The organism is Citrobacter sp. Cpo071, from assembly GCF_030332765.1.
Classification (GTDB): domain Bacteria; phylum Pseudomonadota; class Gammaproteobacteria; order Enterobacterales; family Enterobacteriaceae; genus Citrobacter; species Citrobacter portucalensis.
The window spans coordinates 278,435-296,639 of record NZ_JAOWHE010000084.1 but is presented as its reverse complement, the minus strand read 5'-3'; the positions used below and the strand labels follow the sequence as shown (position 1 = coordinate 296,639).

The 18,205-nt window shown below is 52.6% G+C and carries 17 protein-coding genes; 6 read left to right on the top strand and 11 right to left on the bottom strand.

Annotated features, from left to right (window positions below):
• Positions 1 to 40: 40 nt before the first annotated feature.
• Together btsR and OGY09_RS16655 are read right to left on the bottom strand one after the other, a co-directional pair.
• Positions 41 to 760 carry a two-component system response regulator BtsR gene (btsR, locus tag OGY09_RS16660; RefSeq protein ID WP_003840155.1) on the bottom strand — a complete coding sequence of 240 codons (720 nt, stop codon included), beginning with the start codon at positions 758 to 760 and terminating at the stop codon, positions 41 to 43.
• A complete protein-coding gene (locus tag OGY09_RS16655) occupies positions 757 to 2,442 on the bottom strand; it encodes a sensor histidine kinase (protein WP_003834458.1) in 1,686 nt (561 codons plus the stop codon). Before OGY09_RS16655 ends, btsR begins: the two co-directional genes overlap by 4 nt.
• A gap of 225 nt (positions 2,443 to 2,667) precedes the next feature.
• Here OGY09_RS16655 and mlrA point away from each other — a divergent pair, with 225 nt between their 5' ends.
• A complete protein-coding gene (mlrA, locus tag OGY09_RS16650) occupies positions 2,668 to 3,399 on the top strand; it encodes an HTH-type transcriptional regulator MlrA (protein WP_032943977.1) in 732 nt (243 codons plus the stop codon).
• A gap of 259 nt (positions 3,400 to 3,658) precedes the next feature.
• On the top strand, positions 3,659 to 3,766 hold the full coding sequence (locus OGY09_RS16645) for a protein YohO (protein ID WP_003027354.1): 108 nt from the start codon (positions 3,659 to 3,661) through the stop codon (positions 3,764 to 3,766).
• Here the strand turns inward: OGY09_RS16645 and OGY09_RS16640 are convergent.
• From OGY09_RS16640 to bglX, 5 genes are all read right to left on the bottom strand, one after another.
• A complete protein-coding gene (locus OGY09_RS16640; protein WP_003834464.1) occupies positions 3,747 to 4,478 on the bottom strand; it encodes an ABC transporter permease in 732 nt (243 codons plus the stop codon). The genes OGY09_RS16645 and OGY09_RS16640 overlap by 20 nt on opposite strands.
• Positions 4,462 to 5,409, bottom strand: coding sequence for an ABC transporter ATP-binding protein (locus OGY09_RS16635; RefSeq protein ID WP_032943978.1), 948 nt, complete (start codon positions 5,407 to 5,409; stop codon positions 4,462 to 4,464). The genes OGY09_RS16640 and OGY09_RS16635 overlap by 17 nt, the downstream gene beginning before the upstream one ends.
• On the bottom strand, positions 5,402 to 6,568 hold the full coding sequence (locus tag OGY09_RS16630) for an ABC transporter permease (protein ID WP_275399103.1): 1,167 nt from the start codon (positions 6,566 to 6,568) through the stop codon (positions 5,402 to 5,404). The genes OGY09_RS16635 and OGY09_RS16630 overlap by 8 nt, the downstream gene beginning before the upstream one ends.
• 15 nt (positions 6,569 to 6,583) lie before the next feature.
• Positions 6,584 to 7,501: a glycine betaine ABC transporter substrate-binding protein OsmF gene (osmF, locus tag OGY09_RS16625; RefSeq protein ID WP_008785251.1), complete on the bottom strand. Its 918-nt coding sequence runs from the start codon at positions 7,499 to 7,501 to the stop codon at positions 6,584 to 6,586.
• Between the two features lie 233 nt (positions 7,502 to 7,734).
• Positions 7,735 to 10,032 (bottom strand): beta-glucosidase BglX, encoded by a 2,298-nt coding sequence (gene bglX / locus OGY09_RS16620; RefSeq protein ID WP_003834471.1) that lies wholly within the window; start codon positions 10,030 to 10,032, stop codon positions 7,735 to 7,737.
• A gap of 232 nt (positions 10,033 to 10,264) precedes the next feature.
• On the opposite strand from bglX, the gene dld reads away from it, so the two are divergent.
• Positions 10,265 to 11,974 (top strand): D-lactate dehydrogenase, encoded by a 1,710-nt coding sequence (gene dld, locus OGY09_RS16615; RefSeq protein ID WP_032943979.1) that lies wholly within the window; start codon positions 10,265 to 10,267, stop codon positions 11,972 to 11,974.
• A gap of 101 nt (positions 11,975 to 12,075) precedes the next feature.
• On the opposite strand, the gene pbpG is transcribed toward dld, so the two are convergent.
• Positions 12,076 to 13,023, bottom strand: coding sequence for a D-alanyl-D-alanine endopeptidase (pbpG, locus tag OGY09_RS16610; RefSeq protein ID WP_020996667.1), 948 nt, complete (start codon positions 13,021 to 13,023; stop codon positions 12,076 to 12,078).
• A gap of 180 nt (positions 13,024 to 13,203) precedes the next feature.
• Positions 13,204 to 13,791, bottom strand: coding sequence for a Yip1 family protein (locus tag OGY09_RS16605; RefSeq protein WP_003840142.1), 588 nt, complete (start codon positions 13,789 to 13,791; stop codon positions 13,204 to 13,206).
• Between the two features lie 204 nt (positions 13,792 to 13,995).
• Between OGY09_RS16605 and OGY09_RS16600 the strand changes: the two genes are divergently transcribed.
• Positions 13,996 to 14,565, top strand: a complete 570-nt coding sequence (locus tag OGY09_RS16600; protein ID WP_003834476.1) for a DedA family protein — start codon at positions 13,996 to 13,998, stop codon at positions 14,563 to 14,565.
• A gap of 36 nt (positions 14,566 to 14,601) precedes the next feature.
• Here the strand turns inward: OGY09_RS16600 and mdtQ are convergent, their stop codons facing one another.
• Positions 14,602 to 16,041: a multidrug resistance outer membrane protein MdtQ gene (gene mdtQ, locus OGY09_RS16595; protein ID WP_032943983.1), complete on the bottom strand. Its 1,440-nt coding sequence runs from the start codon at positions 16,039 to 16,041 to the stop codon at positions 14,602 to 14,604.
• A gap of 169 nt (positions 16,042 to 16,210) precedes the next feature.
• Between mdtQ and OGY09_RS16590 the strand changes: the two genes are divergently transcribed.
• Positions 16,211 to 16,945, top strand: coding sequence for a class I SAM-dependent methyltransferase (locus OGY09_RS16590; protein ID WP_032943984.1), 735 nt, complete (start codon positions 16,211 to 16,213; stop codon positions 16,943 to 16,945).
• A 71-nt stretch (positions 16,946 to 17,016) separates the two neighbouring features.
• Positions 17,017 to 17,100, top strand: coding sequence for a small membrane protein YohP (gene yohP, locus OGY09_RS16585; protein WP_015572324.1), 84 nt, complete (start codon positions 17,017 to 17,019; stop codon positions 17,098 to 17,100).
• 103 nt (positions 17,101 to 17,203) lie between these two features.
• Here the strand turns inward: yohP and dusC are convergent, their stop codons facing one another.
• Positions 17,204 to 18,148: a tRNA dihydrouridine(16) synthase DusC gene (gene dusC / locus OGY09_RS16580; RefSeq protein WP_032943985.1), complete on the bottom strand. Its 945-nt coding sequence runs from the start codon at positions 18,146 to 18,148 to the stop codon at positions 17,204 to 17,206.
• Positions 18,149 to 18,205: the final 57 nt, after the last annotated feature.

The window sequence follows — 18,205 nt, the reverse complement described above, 5'->3', positions numbered from 1 at the left end:
TTCAACTGTCGGTGATGCAATGGCGCGCAGTGTATCAGTTTTACAGTCCAATCGCCTCTTTTAGACTTTTAAGATAACGACGACTCACCGGAACGGTCAGTCCGTTACGCAAAATCAGTTCCGCCTGACCGTTGTCTTCCAGACGGATCTCCTGCAATTGCGCCATATTTACCAGATATTGCCGATGACAACGCAGCAGAGGAGTACGGCTCTCCAGCGTCCTGAGCGTCAACTCAGTGAAGCCTTCTTTACCATCGCTGCTGGTCACGTACACACCACTCATGCGACTGCTGATAAACGCCACATCATCCATTTGCAGCAAATAAATCCGACTATGGCCGCTGCACGGAATAAACTTCAGTGCCTGCTGATTTTCTGGCAGCAGTGATACATCCTGCTTGGTGCGCTCCTGACGCAAACGGATCAGCGTTTTTTCCAGCCGTGCTTCTTCAATCGGCTTGAGCAGATAATCAAACGCATGTTCTTCGAAGGCTTTCACCGCATACTCATCAAAGGCGGTCAGAAAAACAATGTACGGACGATGCTCGGGATCAAGCATGCCAACCATTTCCAGGCCGCTGATACGCGGCATCTGAATATCAAGGAACAGAACATCCGGACGCAATTTATGCACCGCGCCAATGGCTTCCACCGCATTCGAACATTCACCGACAATCTCGATGTCGCTTTGCTCTTGCAACAGGATCCGCAGATTCTCCCGGGCTAACGGTTCGTCATCGACAATCAGCACTTTGATCATGCCAGTTCCTCCAGAGGAAGTCGTAAAGTGATTCGGGTAAAGCGGTCAGGTTCACACGCTACGCTGATGCCAAAATCATCGCCAAACCGCTCGCGCAGTCGTTTATCGACCAGATTCATACCCAGTCCACTGGCTTCTGAGGTTGGCTGATACAGCCCGGCATTGTCTTCGATATCCAGCATCAGATATTGCCCTTCGCGACGGGCGGTAATCGATACTTCACCGGTATCCAGTAACTGAGAAGTACCGTGTTTAATGGCATTCTCCACGATGGGTTGCAGAGTAAAGGCGGGTAATTGCTGATGCGAAAGTTCTTCTGGCACCGTCAAGGTCACCTGAAGACGTGACTGGAATCGTGCCTTTTCAATTTGCAGATAAGCATTAACGTGTTCAATTTCATCTGCCAGCGTCACAATTTCCGACGGGCGTTTTAAATTTTTACGAAAGAACGTCGACAGATACTGCACCAGTTGGCTGGCCTGCTCGCTATCGCGTCGGATCACAGCTTTGATGGTGTTGAGAGCATTAAACAGAAAATGGGGATTGACCTGGGCGTGCAGGAGTTTTATTTCCGACTGCGTGAGCATCGCTTTTTGCCGCTCATACTGCCCGGCCAGAATTTGCGCCGAAAGCAGTTGGGCGATCCCTTCCCCCAGCGTACGGTTGATCGAACTAAAGAGGCGGTTTTTGGCTTCATAAAGTTTGATGGTCCCCATTACCCGCTGGTTTTCACCTCGCAGGGGGATCACCAGCGTCGAGCCTAATTTGCATTGCGGGTGCAAAGAGCAACGGTAAGGAACTTCATTCCCATCGGCATACACCACCTCTCCGGTTTCAATCGCGCGTTGGGTATATGACGATGAAATAGGTTTTCCGGGTAGATGGTGATCGTCACCAATACCGGTAAATGCCAGCAGTTTCTCACGATCGGTAATCGCCACCGCACCGATATCCAGCTCTTCATACAGCACCTGAGCAACCTTCATGCTGTTAACCTCGTTGAATCCCTGGCGCAAAATACCTTCCGTTGAGGCGGCAACTTTGAGTGCTGTGGCGGAAAAAGCGGAGGTATATTTTTCAAACATCGCCCGTTTATCGAGCAAAATACGCATAAATAATGCGGCGCCCACGGTATTGGTCACCATCATCGGCGCGGCAATATTGCTGACCAACCGAAACGCATCATCGAACGGACGCGCAATTAATAAGATGATCAGCATCTGCACCAGTTCGGCAACAAAGGTAATCGCCCCCGCGGTCAGCGGACTAAAGACTTTATCGGTACGACCACGACGGGTAAGCACGCTGTGCACCAGCCCGCCGAGCAACCCTTCCACAATGGTCGAGATCATGCAGCTAAGCGCAGTCATCCCCCCCATCGAATAACGATGCAAACCGCCGGTAAGACCAACTAAGCCACCGACCACCGGGCCGCCAAGCAGCCCGCCCATCACCGCGCCGATAGCACGGGTGTTGGCAATAGAATCATCAATGTGCAGCCCGAAATAGGTGCCTAAAATGCAGAAAATGGAAAAGGTGACATAGCAAAGCAGTTTGTGCGGGAGTCGGATAGTCACCTGCATCAGCGGGATAAACAAACGCGTTTTGCTCATGAGCCACGCGATAACGAGGAACACACACATCTGCTGAAGCAGCAGCAACACCAGATTAAACTCGTACATACCCGCCAACCACACATCACTTAAAAGCGCGTAACATACATGGGCTGCGTGTAACTTTCTTTGAAGTGTTGCAAAAAAAGACGAATTTGTGAGAACGATCACTCGAAAGCGCGAGCATGGTTACAAATTCACCCATTCATAGATCAAAAAACAGACAAAACTACCTGGTTCGCAAAAGAGCGTCTAAAGTAAAACTGGGACCTCGCGAGCAAGAGTGAGACGACGATGGCGCTTTACACAATAGGTGAAGTGGCTTTGCTTTGTGATATCAACCCTGTCACTTTACGCGCGTGGCAGAGGCGTTACGGATTACTTAAACCGCAGCGGACAGACGGCGGGCATCGTCTGTTTAACGACGCGGATATCGACCGGATCCGCGAGATAAAACGCTGGATAAACAACGGCGTTCAGGTCAGTAAGGTAAAAATGCTGCTCAGCAATGAGAACATTGATGTCCATAACGGCTGGCGCGAACAACAAGAGACGCTGTTGAGCTATTTGCAAAGTAATAATTTGCATAGCCTCAGACTGTGGATCAAAGAGCGTGGCCAGGATTATCCCGCACAAACGCTCAATACCCATTTGTTCATTCCGTTACGCCGACGTCTGCAATGCCAACAGCCGATCCTGCAGGCGTTACTGGGGATCCTCGACGGCGTACTGATCAACTACATCGCGATTTGTCTGGCCTCAGCACGTAAGAAACAGGGGAAAGATGCTCTGGTGGTTGGCTGGAACATTCAGGATACCACCCGTTTATGGCTGGAGGGTTGGGTAGCCAGCCAGCAGGGATGGCGCGTTGACGTCCTCGCCCACTCGCTGAACCAATTGCGACCGGAGCTGTTTGAAGGTCGAACCTTACTCGTCTGGTGCGGCGAGAGCCAAACGCCCGCACAGCAGCAACAGTTGAACGAATGGCGCGCGTTGGGTCACGATATTTATCCACTCGGTATTTAGAGCCTGGCCCATTAGGGCTATTTTGCTTGCCATTTCGAACCTGGGCAGTGCTCAGACAACACTCAGAGAGTTTTGAACGCCCTTTAGGGCGGCCCGGAGGGTGAGCGTAGCGAATAATCCTCACGTACTACGTGTACGCTCCGGTTCTTCCGCGCTGGCCGTGTTCAAACTGTCTGCGCCAATAACGCCTAATGATCCAGGCTCTTAATATTCTATTAACAAACGTGTACAATCCTTGAATTCACATAAGGAGTGCATAATGAGCGCAGCTAAAATCGGTGTCATTACCCTCTTCCTGCTGATGGCCATCGGCGGTATCGGCGGTGTCATGCTGGCAGGCTATACCTTTATTTTACGTGCCGGGTAAGATGTCTCGCTAATTTCTCAAACCCGCGGTCAACAATTACCGCCGCCAGCGCGACCAACAGCGCCCCTTGAATCACATAGGCGGTATTGAACCCACTCAGCCCGATAATAATCGGCGTACCCAGCGTGTTCGCCCCAACGGTTGAGGCGATGGTTGCGGTGCCGATATTAATAATCACCGACGTGCGAATCCCGGCCAGAATCACCGGGGCAGCCAGCGGCAACTCGACTTTACGCAGCCGCTGCCCCTGACTCATGCCCATTCCACTGGCAATATCCATCACGCTGGGTGAAATTCCGCCGAGTCCCGCCAGCGTTGCCTGCAAGATCGGTAATACGCCATACAGGATCAACGCGATAATTGCCGGTTCAGGACCAAATCCCATCACCGGTACAGCTATCGCCAGCACAGCAACTGGCGGAAAGGTCTGCCCCACGGCGGCGATGGTTTCCACCATCGGCCGGAATTCCGCGCCCCAGGGCCGGGTTACCGCTATACCGGCCCCGGTGCCAATAAGTACGGCAATCAGGCTCGAAATCCCCACCAGACCAAAATGGCTCAGTGCCAGCACCGCAAAACTTTCCTGCTGATACACGGGACGCGGTAGCGCCGGAAATAGCGCACTGAATAAGGCCTGACTATGAGGCAACCCAACTAACAGGACCAGAAACAGGACAATAAGCCATAACAACGGATCAGCAAGACGTTTCACGGGTCGGCATCTCCGAAAGCAAATCACGAAAATGAAGCGTCCCGCAGGACAACCCCTGCGGGGTCACGACCGGCAAGACGTCGCAACCGCGCGCTACGAACACCGACAACGCATCACGCAGCGTCATTTCATCTACCAACGGTTCACCGGCTGTGTGTTCACCGCGACGGATAAAATCCCCTACCGTGCGAAGCGACAGTAGACGTACGCCCAGTTCACTACGGCCAAAGAATGTTTGCACGAATTCGTTCGCCGGTGCTGTCAGCATCGACAGCGGCGTGCCTTGCTGCACTACCTTTCCTGCATCCATCAGAACCAGATGCTCCGCCAGCCTTAGCGCCTCGTCGATATCATGCGTCACCAGCACAATGGTACGCCCGAGCAGACGATGAATACGCGTCATCTCCTGCTGCAGCGCACCGCGGGTGACCGGATCCAGCGCGCCAAAAGGCTCATCCATCAGCAGTACCTGCGGATCTGCCGCCAGGGCACGCGCCACTCCGACCCGCTGCTGTTGCCCGCCAGACAGCTGATGCGGGTAACGATGGCGCAAACTTTCCTCAAGACCCAGCAGCGCCATCAGTTCGTCTGTTCGGTCATCAATACGAGAACGCGACCACTTTTGTAGCTGCGGCACCGTGGCGATGTTCTGCGCGACGGTCCAGTGGGGAAACAAGCCAATAGACTGAATCGCGTATCCCATGCGCCGCCTTAACTCCAGTACCGGTAGGCTGCGGATCTCTTCCCCGGCAAAGCGAATCTGTCCGCTGTCATGTTCAACCAGCCGATTGATCATTTTCAGCGTGGTGGATTTCCCGGAACCTGACGTGCCAATTAACACCGAAAAGCTGCCCTCCCCCAACCGCAGATTAAGGTCGTCAACGGCTTTTTGCTGGCCATAGGTTTTACTGACATGGCGAAATTCAATCATTATTCGATACCTCTAGCAGCGCGAGCCCTAAATCAAACAGCGCATCAATCAATACCGCCAGTACCACAACCGGGATCACGCCCAGCAACACTAAATCGACGGCGCTACTGAGCAATCCCTGAAAGACCAGCGCGCCAAATCCCCCTGCGCCAATCAGTGCAGCAATCACCGCCATTCCCACCGTTTGCACCATCACTACCCGTAAACTGCGCAAGAAGACTGGCAATGCCAGCGGGAACTGCACCGAGACAAACCGCTGGAAAGTGTTCATCCCCATCGCTCGGGCGCTTTCCAGTACATCCTGCGGCACCTGATTCAACCCAGCCACAACGCCACGTACCAGCGGTAACAGCGCATACAGCACTAACGCAATAAGCGCAGGCGTCAGGCCGGTTCCGGCGACGCCGAGCGAACCCAACAAAGGAAAGTGCTTCACCAACCCGGCAAGGGGCGCAATTAACAGGCCAAACAGCGCGACTGAGGGAATGGTTTGGATGATATTCAGTACCGCAAAAACCGGCCCCTGACGGGAGACAGAGAAAGCACACCAGATGCCCAACGGCACACCAATAAGCAGCGCGGGCACCACGGTAGCGAACAGAATTGTCAGATGCTGCGCCAGGGCGTCGTTGAAGACATCCTGACGGTTGGCATATTCTTTAAGCAGGGAAAGATCGTTAAACGTGCCGGAGAACAAAAGCACCAGCGGAAAAATAAACATTTGCGCGTGCAACAGCCAACGCCATGATGCCAGCTCGGTTATGCGACGAATGGCGTCACTAGCGGCCAGCAACATTAGTCCTAGCCCCAACCAGAACCCGCTGCCCAGGCTGGTTCTGGCCAGTGGACTTCCCGTCTGGGCCAGATACGTTGCCGTTGTTCCTGCGGTTACCAGCGCTGCAATAACCAGCAACTGGCTAATAACAAGCGTCAATATATTGCCGGACTTTCCCGGTACAAAGCACAGAAGAAACAGCAGCGAACAGGCTACTGCCAATCCCCACGCCATGTCGGGCCGGATATCCCAGAGTTGGCGCCCCTCACCGGAGACCAGGCGATTAGGCGCATAGTTAATGAAAGGCAGCGCTGCCGCCGCGAAGGTAAGAAGTACCAGTAACAACAGCACCCGATTAACTGAAATCTTTGACAAAACACCCACCTGCTGCAAACTCCGTTACTTCACCCATCCTTTTTGCTTCAGGTAGTCTGCTGCAACTTTTTTCGCGTCCAGCCCCTCCACGGCAATACTGGCATTCAGCTGCTGCAACGTTTTTTCATCCAGGCTGGCAAAAACCGGTTGTAGCCATTCTCCCATTTGCGGGTAGTCTTTCAGCACCGATTCACGTACGACGGGTGCTGGCGCATAAATGGGCTGGACACCTTTGGGATCGCTTAAAGTTTGCAGACCGAGCGCCGCTACCGGGCCATCGGTGCCATAAGCCATCGCCGCATTGACTCCAGAAGTCTGCTGCGCCGCTGCTTTAATCGTCACCGCGGTATCTCCCCCAGCTAGCGACAACAGCTGATTTTGATTCAGTTTGAAATCATAGGCTTTTTCAAACGCAGGCAACGCGTCAGCCCGTTCGATAAATTCAGCAGAGGCAGCAAGTTTGAACGTTCCCCCGTCTTTCAGGTAGCGGCCTAAATCAGCAAGGGACTCAAGCTTGTTCTTTTGCGCGACATCCTGGCGTACCGCAATGGTCCAGGTATTATTGGCGGGTGCAGGTGTTAGCCAGACCAGCTTATTTTGCTCTGCATCCAGCTTTTTCACTTTCTCGAAACCGGCCTGCGCATTTTTCCACGCGGGATCATTTTCATCTTTAAAAAAGAATGCGCCATTACCGGTATATTCCGGATAAATATCCAGCTCACCGGAAGTGATTGCCCCACGCACTACTGGAGTGGTACCCAGCTGTACTTTATTGACGGTTTTCACGCCATGGCTTTCGAGCACCTGCAAAATAATGTTGCCGAGCAGCGCCCCTTCGGTATCTATTTTTGAACCAACCGTGACGGGTGACGCGGCCTGTAAGGGTAGGCTTATCGCGGCTAACAGCACCAGCGAACCCACCGATACTTTTGAGATTATCATGCTGTACTCCTCATCCTTTTGCGGCCCTTTTCAGAGACTTGAGGAAAAAGCATAGTCGAAAAATCAAGCCTTAACCTGGCAATTGGGTGGTAACGCTGAGAGTTATTAGCGGTAAGGCGATAATAAAATAAAAAAAAATCCGGCAAACCCAATATGAATTTGCCGGATGATACGACTTTGTCAGCCTGATAAGCGTAGGGCCATCAGGCATGCTGCATGACTTTATTCATCTATTACAGCAGTTCAAATTCGCCCTGCTTCACTCTGGCGGAATCCACGCCGATGAAAACGTTAAATTTGCCAGGTTCTGCATCGTATTTCATCTGCTGGTTCCAGAATTTGAGCGCTTCAATATCAATCGGGAAGCTGACGGTCTGGGTTTCACCTGGCTTAAGATTCACTTTTTCAAAACCTTTCAGCTGTTTTACCGGACGACTCATGGAGGCGGTCACATCCTGTAAATACATCTGAATCACCGTTGCACCTTCGCGCTTGCCAGTGTTGGTCACCTGTACGCTGGCCGTCACGGTTCCGTCACGCTTCATCGTCGGAGAAGAGAGCTTCACATCAGAAACCGTAAACGTGGTGTAGCTCAGGCCATAACCAAAGGGATACAACGGACCATTGGCTTCATCAAAGTAGCGCGACGTGTACTTGTTCGGCTTATCGGCGTTATACGGACGACCGGTATTGAGATGGCTGTAATAGACCGGGATCTGTCCAACAGAGCGCGGGAAAGACATCGGCAGCTTGCCTGACGGATTGTAATCACCAAACAGCACATCGGCGATGGCGTTACCGCCTTCCGTCCCGGCAAACCAGGTTTCGAGGATCGCATCGGCTTGTTGATCTTCCTTCACCAGCGCCAGCGGACGACCGTTCATCAACACCAGAACCAACGGTTTACCCGTGGCTTTCAGCGCGGCAATCAGGTCACGCTGACTTTGTGGAATGGTGATATCGGTGCGGCTGGAGGCTTCATGCGCCATGCCCTGCGCTTCACCGACTACCGCGACAACCACATCAGATTGCTTCGCGGCGTTAACGGCTTCATCGATCATCGCCTGCGGCGAACGCGGGTCAACCTTTACCGCTTCTTCGTACAGGTTGAGGAAATCGACAATGCCTTTGTCGTTGGTGATATTCGCCCCTTTGGCGTACAGCACTTTGCCCTGATCGCCGACGGCATTTTTAATCCCCGTCAGTACCGTTACCGACTGATCGGCAACACCGGCGGCGGACCAACTGCCCATCACATCACGCTTGCTGTCGGCCAGCGGACCGACAACCGCCACGGTGGCCGATTTTTTCAGCGGCAACGTTTCCAGACGGTTTTTCAGCAGCACCAGGCTTTCGCGCGCCACTTCACGCGCCTCTTTGCGATGCAAACGGCTTTCTGCGTTGGTGTCCTGTGGGTCAGATTCTTTGGCCCCCAGATGGCTGTACGGATCGTTAAACAGCCCCATATCATATTTCACGTTCAGCACGTGGCGCGCGGCGTCGTCCAGCTCCGCCATCGTCACTTTGCCGGATTTAATCAAGCCCGGCAGATATTTGCTGTAATACTCATCGCTCATACTCATGTTGATGCCGGACTTGATCGCCACACGCACCGCATCTTCAGGATCGGAGGCGGTACCGTGCTTAATCAGTTCCTTAATCGCGCCGTGATCGGAAACGGTAATCCCCTTAAAGCCCCACTCATCACGCAGCACGTCTTTTAACAGCCAGGCGTCTGAGGTTGCAGGCGTACCGTTTAGCGAATTAAGACCCACCATCACCGCACCGCTACCGGCATCCAGCCCGGCTTTATACGGCGGCATATAGTCGTTGAACAGACGCTGTGGGCTCATATCGACGGTGTTATATTCCTTGCCACCTTCAACCGCGCCATAGGCGGCGAAGTGCTTGACGCTGGTCATCACCGAATAGCGATCCGCCGGGCTTTTCCCCTGCATCGCTTCCACCATGGTTTTACCCATCGTAGCCGTTAAATACGTGTCTTCACCAAAACCTTCTGAAGCACGGCCCCAGCGCGGATCGCGAGAGACATCGACCATTGGCGCCCAGGTCATATTCAGACCATCATCGGCAGCTTCATACGCGGAAATACGGCCAACGGTTCTGACCGCATCGAGATTAAAAGAGGACGCCAGGCCGAGACTTATCGGGAACACGGTACGCTGGCCGTGCAATACGTCGTAGGCAAAAAAGAGAGGAATTTTCAGGCGACTAAGCTCCATCACCTGATCCTGCATTTTGCGGATATCCTGGCGCGTGACGGTGTTAAAAATTGCCCCAACCTGCCCGTCTTTGATCATCTCGCGGATGGCTTCTTTCGGGTTATCAGGCCCGACGCTTATCAAGCGTAGTTGCCCAATTTTCTCATCCACGGTCATCTGTTTAAGTAAATCGGTAACGAATGCATCCCGCGCTTCTGGCGTCAGAGGATGGTTACCAAACAGCGTGTCCGCCAGCGCTGGTTGCAACGCCAGACTCACCGCGACACCTACAGAACATAGCCATTTCATGTTGATTCTCTCTTTATTTTTTCCCGACGAGGCAGCGAAAATATAACAAAAACCGCAGTTTGCCGTAAGACTAAACGGGAGCGATAAAGAAAGCTAAGGTTATTCTCCTAATTTTCGAAACCAACGCGACTCAGTGGAAGACAACCCAGAGACAATGTGAATGAGAAAGCGTATTGTCATACAAAGCGCTATGCTTGTTCCTGATATTGAGTCCCACCACAAGGAGTGGAGAATGTCTTCCATTACAACAGATAATAAAGCTTTTCTGAATGAACTGACCCGTCTGGTAGGTCATTCACACCTGCTCACAGTCCCTGCTAAAACCGCCCGCTATCGCAAGGGATTCCGCTCCGGTCATGGCGATGCGCTCGCCGTGGTGTTCCCTGGCTCGCTTTTAGAATTGTGGCGCGTCCTGAACGCTTGTGTCGCCGCAGATAAAATTATCCTGATGCAGGCCGCCAACACCGGCCTGACCGAAGGCTCTACGCCGAGCGGTAATGATTACGACCGCGAGATTGTCATTATCAGCACCCTGCGCCTTGATAAGCTGCACGTCATCGGCAAAGGCGAACAGGTGCTGGCCTATCCCGGCACCACGCTTTATTCACTCGAAAAAGCGCTCAAACCGTTTGGCCGTGAGCCGCATTCGGTGATCGGATCTTCCTGTATCGGCGCTTCAGTGATTGGCGGTATTTGTAACAACTCCGGCGGCTCGCTGGTTCAGCGCGGCCCGGCATACACGGAGATGTCGCTGTTTGCGCGTATTGACGAGCAGGGAAAATTACAGCTGGTTAACCATCTGGGTATCGAACTGGGCCAGACCCCGGAACAGATCCTTAGCAAACTTGATGACGAGCGTATTAAAGATGACGATGTGCGCCATGACGGGCGTCATGCACACGATCACGACTACGTTACCCGCGTCAGAGATATTGAGGCGGACACGCCCGCTCGCTATAACGCCGACCCGGATCGGTTGTTTGAATCATCCGGTTGTGCAGGCAAGCTCGCGGTTTTTGCGGTGCGTCTGGACACCTTCGAAGCCGAAAAAAACCAGCAGGTCTTTTACATCGGTACCAACCAGCCAGAGGTGCTGACGGAGATCCGCCGTCATATTTTGGCAAAATTTGAGCATCTGCCGGTCGCCGGTGAATATATGCACCGCGATATTTATGACATCGCTGAGCAATACGGCAAAGATACGTTTCTGATGATCGACAAGCTCGGCACCGACAAAATGCCGTTCTTCTTCACCCTGAAAGGTCGCACCGATGCAATGCTGGAAAAAGTGAAAATTTTCCGTCCACATTTCACCGATCGGGCAATGCAGAAATTTGGCCATTTGTTCCCCAGCCACTTACCCGCGCGCATGAAAAGCTGGCGCGATAAGTACGAACATCACCTGCTGTTAAAAATGGCCGGTGGTGGCGTGGCTGAAGCGCAAAACTGGCTAAGCGAGTTTTTCAAAACCGCTGAAGGCGACTTCTTTGCCTGTACGCCGGAAGAAGGCAGCAAGGCGTTTTTGCATCGCTTTGCGGCGGCTGGCGCGGCGATTCGTTACCAGGCCGTACATGCCGATGAAGTGGAAGATATTCTGGCGCTGGATATCGCGCTGCGCCGTAACGACACCGAATGGTACGAGCATCTGCCTGCAGAGATCGACAGCCAACTGGTGCACAAACTCTATTACGGCCACTTTATGTGCTACGTCTTCCATCAGGATTACATCGTGAAAAAAGGCGTGGATGCGCATGCCCTGAAAGAGCAGATGCTGGAGCTTCTGCACGAGCGCGGAGCACAGTATCCGGCAGAGCATAACGTCGGACATCTGTATAAAGCACCGGAGACATTAACCCGTTTTTACCGCGAGAATGACCCCACCAACAGTATGAATCCGGGGATTGGTAAAACGAGTAAGCAAAAGTTCTGGAAAGAGTCGTAAACCAGAAAAAGATAAGCGCCACCGGACATGTTGCCGGGGGCGCTTCGCTTGCCCGGCCTACCGCTACATTAGCTATGTGTATGCCGGATAAGTTGTCTTATTTAATCGTTCTGTGCAGTTTGCTCGCTCGTCACTGAACCCGCCGCTGCCATCTGCGCCGCTTTTTGCTTTTTATAGCTCAGCGCCGCTGCCGGAACCGGCATCACCTTGCCCGTTTCGATCCAGGTACGTAAACGGCTGGCATCAGCAAAGTGGGTATATTTACCGAACGCATCCATCACCACCAGCGCCACCGGTTTGTTATTGATCACGGTGCGCATCACCAGACAGTGGCCTGCCGCATTGGTAAACCCGGTTTTGGTTAACTGAATATTCCAGTTATCGCGGTATACCAGATGGTTAGTGTTACGGAATGGCAGCGTATAAGCCGGGTTGGCAAAGGTCGCCATATCTTCACGCGTGGTGCTTAACTGGCCAATCAGCGGATACTGTTTGCTGGCGATCAGCAGCTTGGTTAAATCACGGGCGGTCGAGACGTTATGAATCGATAAGCCGGTTGGTTCCACAAAGCGAGTCTGAGTCATGCCGAGCGCTTTCGCTTTGGCATTCATGGCCTTAATAAACGCGTTATAACCGCCAGGGTAATGATGCGCCAGGCTCGCCGCCGCACGGTTTTCTGATGACATCAGCGCCAGCAGCAGCATGTCTTTACGGCTAATTTCACTGTTCAGTCGCACACGAGAGTAGATGCCTTTCATTTCCGGCGTCTGGCTGATATCAACTTTCAGCTTCTCATCCAACGGCAGTCGTGCATCAAGCACTACCATCGCGGTCATTAATTTGGTAATCGACGCAATCGGACGCACAAGGTCCGGGTGGTTCGAATAGATAACTTTGTTGGTATTCAGATCAACAATCATCGCGCTACCGGACGCTATCTCAGGCTGAGAAGCTGCTGCGGTAGTTGCCGTTTTAGCCACGGCTTGGGGTGCAAAAGGAACGGCCAGCACCAGGGCAAGGCTTAATAATGAAACTCGGAATTTCAGCATGATGAGATTTCTGATAATGGTTCACGCACGTCACAACGCACACCGCCAGAGACTAAGTATTATCTCAAGCTAGCTCAGGCATCATAGCGATCCGGCAGGTTTGCCGCCACAGGAGAATCGTCTCGAAATGCTGCGTTGCTGACTTTTACGTCAACAACGCAGCGCAGACAGGTTTATCCGTCAAAATAACCGATAGCCGTAACCCCACAGGATTACCGTAATCGCCAGCAGAACTTCTAGGACCAGCACACCGATCGCCAGCGTCGAACTGGAAAAACTTAACCCTTCCTCACGAGTGATATTCAGGAATGTCGGTATGCCGAGATAAAGCAAATAGCCGGTGTAAAACAGCGCGATGGTTCCCACCAATGCGCACAGCCAGACCAGCGGATAAAGTGCGACCAGCCCGCTTAAAAACAGCGGCGTCGCGACATATCCGGCAAACACCATACAATGCGCCAGCGACGGACGTTGCGGATAATTACGCGCCATCCACCAGATAACCCGGCCCATGACGGCGACGCCTGCCAGCATCACCCCGTAGAACAGAATTGCCATCGCAAATCCGGTCAACAGAGATAACTTCAGGATATTGCCATCGCCAAAATTCCAGCCGATTTGCGTGGTACCGATAAACGCGCAAACAACCGGGATTGCCGCCATCAGCAGTACATGGTGGGTATAGTGATGCGAAACACTTTCGTTTTCGCTGTTGATCACGTGCATTTCACGATCGGGATGGGAAAACAGCCCCCAGACATGGTTCATACCGCCCCCTTCTTGTCAGCTCCGGACCTCAACACTTCAAGTATAATTCAGCTTTTGATTATTTTATGTACACATGAAAAATACCGAAGCGCCGAAGCGCCATCAGGCATTAGGGAACTGAACGACGTTAAGCGCTACTACGCGGCTTTTCCGGCATCAAATAATCATAGGGTGTATGCTATTACCGTGGAGGTCATACAACGTATGGATATAACGCATTATGTTGCGCAGTACGGCTATGCTGCGTTAATCATCGGCAGCCTGGCGGAAGGTGAAACCATAACCCTGTTAGGCGGCGTCGTGGCGCATCAGGGAGTCCTGAAATTCCCGCTGGTGGTACTCTCGGTCGCACTAGGTGGGATGATTGGCGATCAGTTGCTCTATTTACTCGGACGTCGTTTTGGCGGCAAAATTCTGCGTCGTTTCTCGCGCCATCAGGCGAAAATTCATTATGCGCAGAAAATGATCCAACGACGTCCTTACCTGTTTGTGGTCGGTACGCGCTTTATGTACGGCTTTCGCGTTATTGGTCCCTTACTGATTGGCGCCAGTCACCTGCCGCCGAAGATCTTTTTACCGCTGAATATTCTTGGCGCGTTTGTCTGGGCATTGCTATTTACCACCCTTGGCTACGTCGGTGGTGAAGTGATTGCACCGTGGCTGCACAGCCTTGACCAGCATATCAAGCATGGCATCTGGCTGGTGCTGGTTATCGGGATAGTCGCGGGCGTCCGCTGGTGGATGAAACGCCGAAGCACGCGTAAAGCGCAATGAAGATGCCCGACAGCGGAACACCGTCGGGCCGAACAATCAGGATGCGTGATAACCACCGCCCAGCGCGCTGGTCAACTGGATTGAGGCATCCAGCCATTGGCCTTGCAAAAGCAGACCGTTGCACTGCTCACGTAATGCCGGGATCTTTGCCTCGCTAACCCTGGAGCCCGCAATAATACCCGCATTAAAGCGCGCCTGTGCCAGCCCCACTACGCGCTGAGCGTCATGTTCAATCTGCTGCTGATGCTGATTTTTCTGCGCCAGTGTTTCTACCTGCGATGCCGCACGTGCCACGTCATTCACCGCATCCACCACAGCTTTGTTGTAATTCGCCACCGTCAGATTACTTTGCGCTTTCGTAATATCGAGATTCGCATTCAGTCTGCCACTGTCAAAGATAGGCAGCGTCAACCCGGCGGTTACGCCCATTTGCTGCGCGGAATGGCGGAACAGGTCACTCAGATGTAACGCATCCTGTTGTAAAAATGCCATCAGATTCACATCGGGATAAAACGCCGCTTTCGCCGCATCAATGCTGCTCAGCGATGACTCAATGTACCAGTGAGCTGCCTGCAAATCTGGTCGACGGGCCAGCAGCGAGTAGCCCAACTGGGACGGGAGCTGACTTTCAACCACGGGCAGTTTGGTCGAATGGAGCTTCAGGGCAACGGACTGCGAGTTGCTCAACGCGCTTAGGCGCGCCTCAATCACCTTCATTTTACCGCTGACATCGTTCAGTTGCTGCTCCGTCTTGCTGGAATCGATATCGGTTTCAACACCTTCCACCGAAGAAGTGAGGCCGTTTTGATACAGTTGACGATCGACGGTAATCACATTTTGCTGCTCGCTTTCGATTTGCGTCAGCACGGTTTTCAGTGCGGCCTGCGTCTGCCATTCCCAGTAAAGACGGGAGACACCGCTCGCCAGTAGCTGCCGGGTTTGCTCGCGCTCAGCCTCACGCGCCTTAACGGCTCCAATGCGCGCAGTCACTTCGGCCCGATTCTTACCCCACAGATCCAGATTCCAGCCGGCGGTTAAACCAAAGGTTCCATTGGTGTACCACGGCCCCGTGGTTCCTGCTGCGGGATCAGTTATGGCGAAAGGTCCCATCAGCCCCTCAGCTGACATTCTCTGACGCTCAACGTCTGCGGAGAAGTCGATCTCCGGGCCATCTTGCGCTTCCACGGCCTTAGCCTGCGCCTCCGCCAGTTGAATGCGCTGTTCCGCGACCTGCATATCAGGAGAATTTCGCAACGTGCTTTCAATCAACGCATTAAGCTGGGGGTCGTGATATGCCTTCCACCACTGGCTGTCCGGCCAGCCATTTTTTAACGCGGCAGGCAATGTGGTATCGACATTTGCGGCAGGCGTCTGCTGTGACAGAGACTGGCGGTCATCATGCATCGGCGCGCAGCCAGACATCAGAACAAAAAGCGGCAACAATGCCGTCGTGACAAACACAGAATTACGATTCATGGAGATATACAGGTAAGAAAAGATGTGCAGAGATTACGACTTGTCGCTGTTGCTTTTTTAGTTACGCGTGGCAATACATCTTTGGCAATAAAAATATATAATCAGAAAAATATACACCTCGTGAATAATATAGATTAAATAATTTTAATAATTAATGGATGGAGATGTTATGTCACAGAATATCTATGACGATCCTGAGTTCTTTGCCGGATATGCCACGCTGGATCGTTCAGTAAAGGGACTCGACGGCGCGCCAGAATGGCCGACAATACAAGCGATGCTCCCCTCTCTTCAAGGCAAAAATATTCTTGATTTGGGCTGTGGATATGGTTGGTTTTGCCGCTACGCGCGCGATAATCAGGCAGCCAGTGTAATGGGACTGGATATTTCACAAAAGATGTTAACCCAGGCACACAGTATGACGCAGGGTAATGGCATCGTTTATCAGCGTGAAGATCTCGAAACGCTAACCCTGTCCCCAATTTCTTTTGACCTGGTTTATAGCTCGCTTGCCCTGCACTATTTGCACGATATAGAACGATTATTCGTAACCATTTACCAGTCATTAACACCAGGCGGTATGTTAGTTTTCTCTGCCGAGCATCCAATTTATACCGCACCGCTTAATCAGGGTTGGATAAAAGATAAAACTGGGCAGCTGTCCTGGCCGGTTAATCATTATCAGCAGGAAAGTGAGCGCATCAGTAACTGGTTTGCTGAAGGCGTCAAAAAACAGCACCGTAAGCTGGCGACCTGGATTAATGCGCTGATTGCCGCCGGATTCGAGATCGTTTGTGTCGATGAATGGGGACCGTCCGCGCAACAGATTGCTGAAAACCCGGCTTTAGATGAAGAAAAAGAGCGGCCGATGGTGTTTCTGCTCAGCGCACGTAAACCTGCATAACAACGCCTCCAGGCAGAATGATTGATACTTTCCTATACTCAATCTGAACTTACCAAAAAAAAGGAAAGTTAATGAAAATTCTGCTGTGGGTAATTCTGATTATTTTTCTGATTGGGCTATTGGTGGTAACAGGCGTGTTTAAGATGATTTTCTGATGTCGTCATTTCGCCCAGGCCTGATAGCAGAAATCTCAGGCTATTCTTCTCTCTGATGCCGGATGACGGCGTAAACGCCTTATCCGGCCTACTGGAACTGAGATCAGGCAGTAATCTCGATAGCCTGAATCGCACGTGCGATATCCGGCGAATTATTTAACGCACGAATTTCCTGAAACAGTTCTGTTGCCTCTGAATATTCTTTGCGCAAATACCCTAACCACTGCTTAATCCGCGCTACATGATACAGCCCGGTGTCCCCCTGCTTTTCAAGGCGGGTATATTTTTGCAACAGCGTCACGACTTCAGGCCACGGCATACGCGGCTCGTTGTATTTCACCACGCGGCTCAGGTTCGGAATATTTAATGCGCCACGTCCGATCATCACCGCATCACATCCGCTGATGGCCATACAATCCTGGGCGCTCTGCCAGTCCCAGATTTCACCATTCGCGATAACCGGAATGGTTAGTCGCTGGCGGATCTCGCCAATCGCCTGCCAGTTGATATGTTCGGCCTTGTAGCCCTGCTCTTTAGTTCGGCCATGCACCGCCAGTTCGCTGGCGCCAGCCTGCTGGGCGGCATCGGCAATTTCAAACTGCCGGTCGCTGTTGTCCCAGCCCAGACGAACTTTCACCGTCACGGGAAGATGAGCCGGGACCGCCTCGCGCATAGCTTTTGCGCCCCGGTAGATAAGCTCAGGATCTTTCAATAACGTTGCGCCACCGCCGCTACCATTCACCAGCTTCGACGGACAGCCGCAGTTCAGATCGACACCGTATGAGCCCAGTTCTACCGCGCGTGCGGCATTCTCCGCCAGCCACTGCGGATACTGTCCTAACAGCTGAATGCGAACCAACGTGCCGGATGGCGTCCGGCTGTTGTTATGCAGTTCCGGGCAGAGTCGATGAAATACTTTTGCCGGCAGGAGCTGATCCACCACGCGCACAAACTCGGTGATGCACAGATCGTAATCATTCACTTCAGTCAGCAGCTCGCGCACCAGTGAGTCGAGCACGCCTTCCATCGGCGCCAGTAAAACACGCATATCGTCATCCGCAAAAAAAGAGGCGCTATGGTAGCGCCTCCGTTCGGGAGATTAAAG

What these genes read in the sequence shown, in the direction of transcription:
- yohP (WP_015572324.1), top strand. Translation starts at nt 17,017, where the DNA reads ATGAAAATTCTGCTGTGGGTAATTCTGATTATTTTTCTGATTGGGCTA.
- OGY09_RS16605 (WP_003840142.1), bottom strand. Translation starts at nt 13,791, where the DNA reads ATGAACCATGTCTGGGGGCTGTTTTCCCATCCCGATCGTGAAATGCAC.
- OGY09_RS16635 (WP_032943978.1), bottom strand. Translation starts at nt 5,409, where the DNA reads ATGATTGAATTTCGCCATGTCAGTAAAACCTATGGCCAGCAAAAAGCC.
- btsR (WP_003840155.1), bottom strand. Translation starts at nt 760, where the DNA reads ATGATCAAAGTGCTGATTGTCGATGACGAACCGTTAGCCCGGGAGAAT.
- dld (WP_032943979.1), top strand. Translation starts at nt 10,265, where the DNA reads ATGTCTTCCATTACAACAGATAATAAAGCTTTTCTGAATGAACTGACC.
- OGY09_RS16655 (WP_003834458.1), bottom strand. Translation starts at nt 2,442, where the DNA reads ATGTACGAGTTTAATCTGGTGTTGCTGCTGCTTCAGCAGATGTGTGTG.
- mdtQ (WP_032943983.1), bottom strand. Translation starts at nt 16,041, where the DNA reads ATGAATCGTAATTCTGTGTTTGTCACGACGGCATTGTTGCCGCTTTTT.
- OGY09_RS16645 (WP_003027354.1), top strand. Translation starts at nt 3,659, where the DNA reads ATGAGCGCAGCTAAAATCGGTGTCATTACCCTCTTCCTGCTGATGGCC.
- mlrA (WP_032943977.1), top strand. Translation starts at nt 2,668, where the DNA reads ATGGCGCTTTACACAATAGGTGAAGTGGCTTTGCTTTGTGATATCAAC.
- dusC (WP_032943985.1), bottom strand. Translation starts at nt 18,148, where the DNA reads ATGCGTGTTTTACTGGCGCCGATGGAAGGCGTGCTCGACTCACTGGTG.
- pbpG (WP_020996667.1), bottom strand. Translation starts at nt 13,023, where the DNA reads ATGCTGAAATTCCGAGTTTCATTATTAAGCCTTGCCCTGGTGCTGGCC.
- bglX (WP_003834471.1), bottom strand. Translation starts at nt 10,032, where the DNA reads ATGAAATGGCTATGTTCTGTAGGTGTCGCGGTGAGTCTGGCGTTGCAA.
- OGY09_RS16590 (WP_032943984.1), top strand. Translation starts at nt 16,211, where the DNA reads ATGTCACAGAATATCTATGACGATCCTGAGTTCTTTGCCGGATATGCC.
- OGY09_RS16600 (WP_003834476.1), top strand. Translation starts at nt 13,996, where the DNA reads ATGGATATAACGCATTATGTTGCGCAGTACGGCTATGCTGCGTTAATC.
- osmF (WP_008785251.1), bottom strand. Translation starts at nt 7,501, where the DNA reads ATGATAATCTCAAAAGTATCGGTGGGTTCGCTGGTGCTGTTAGCCGCG.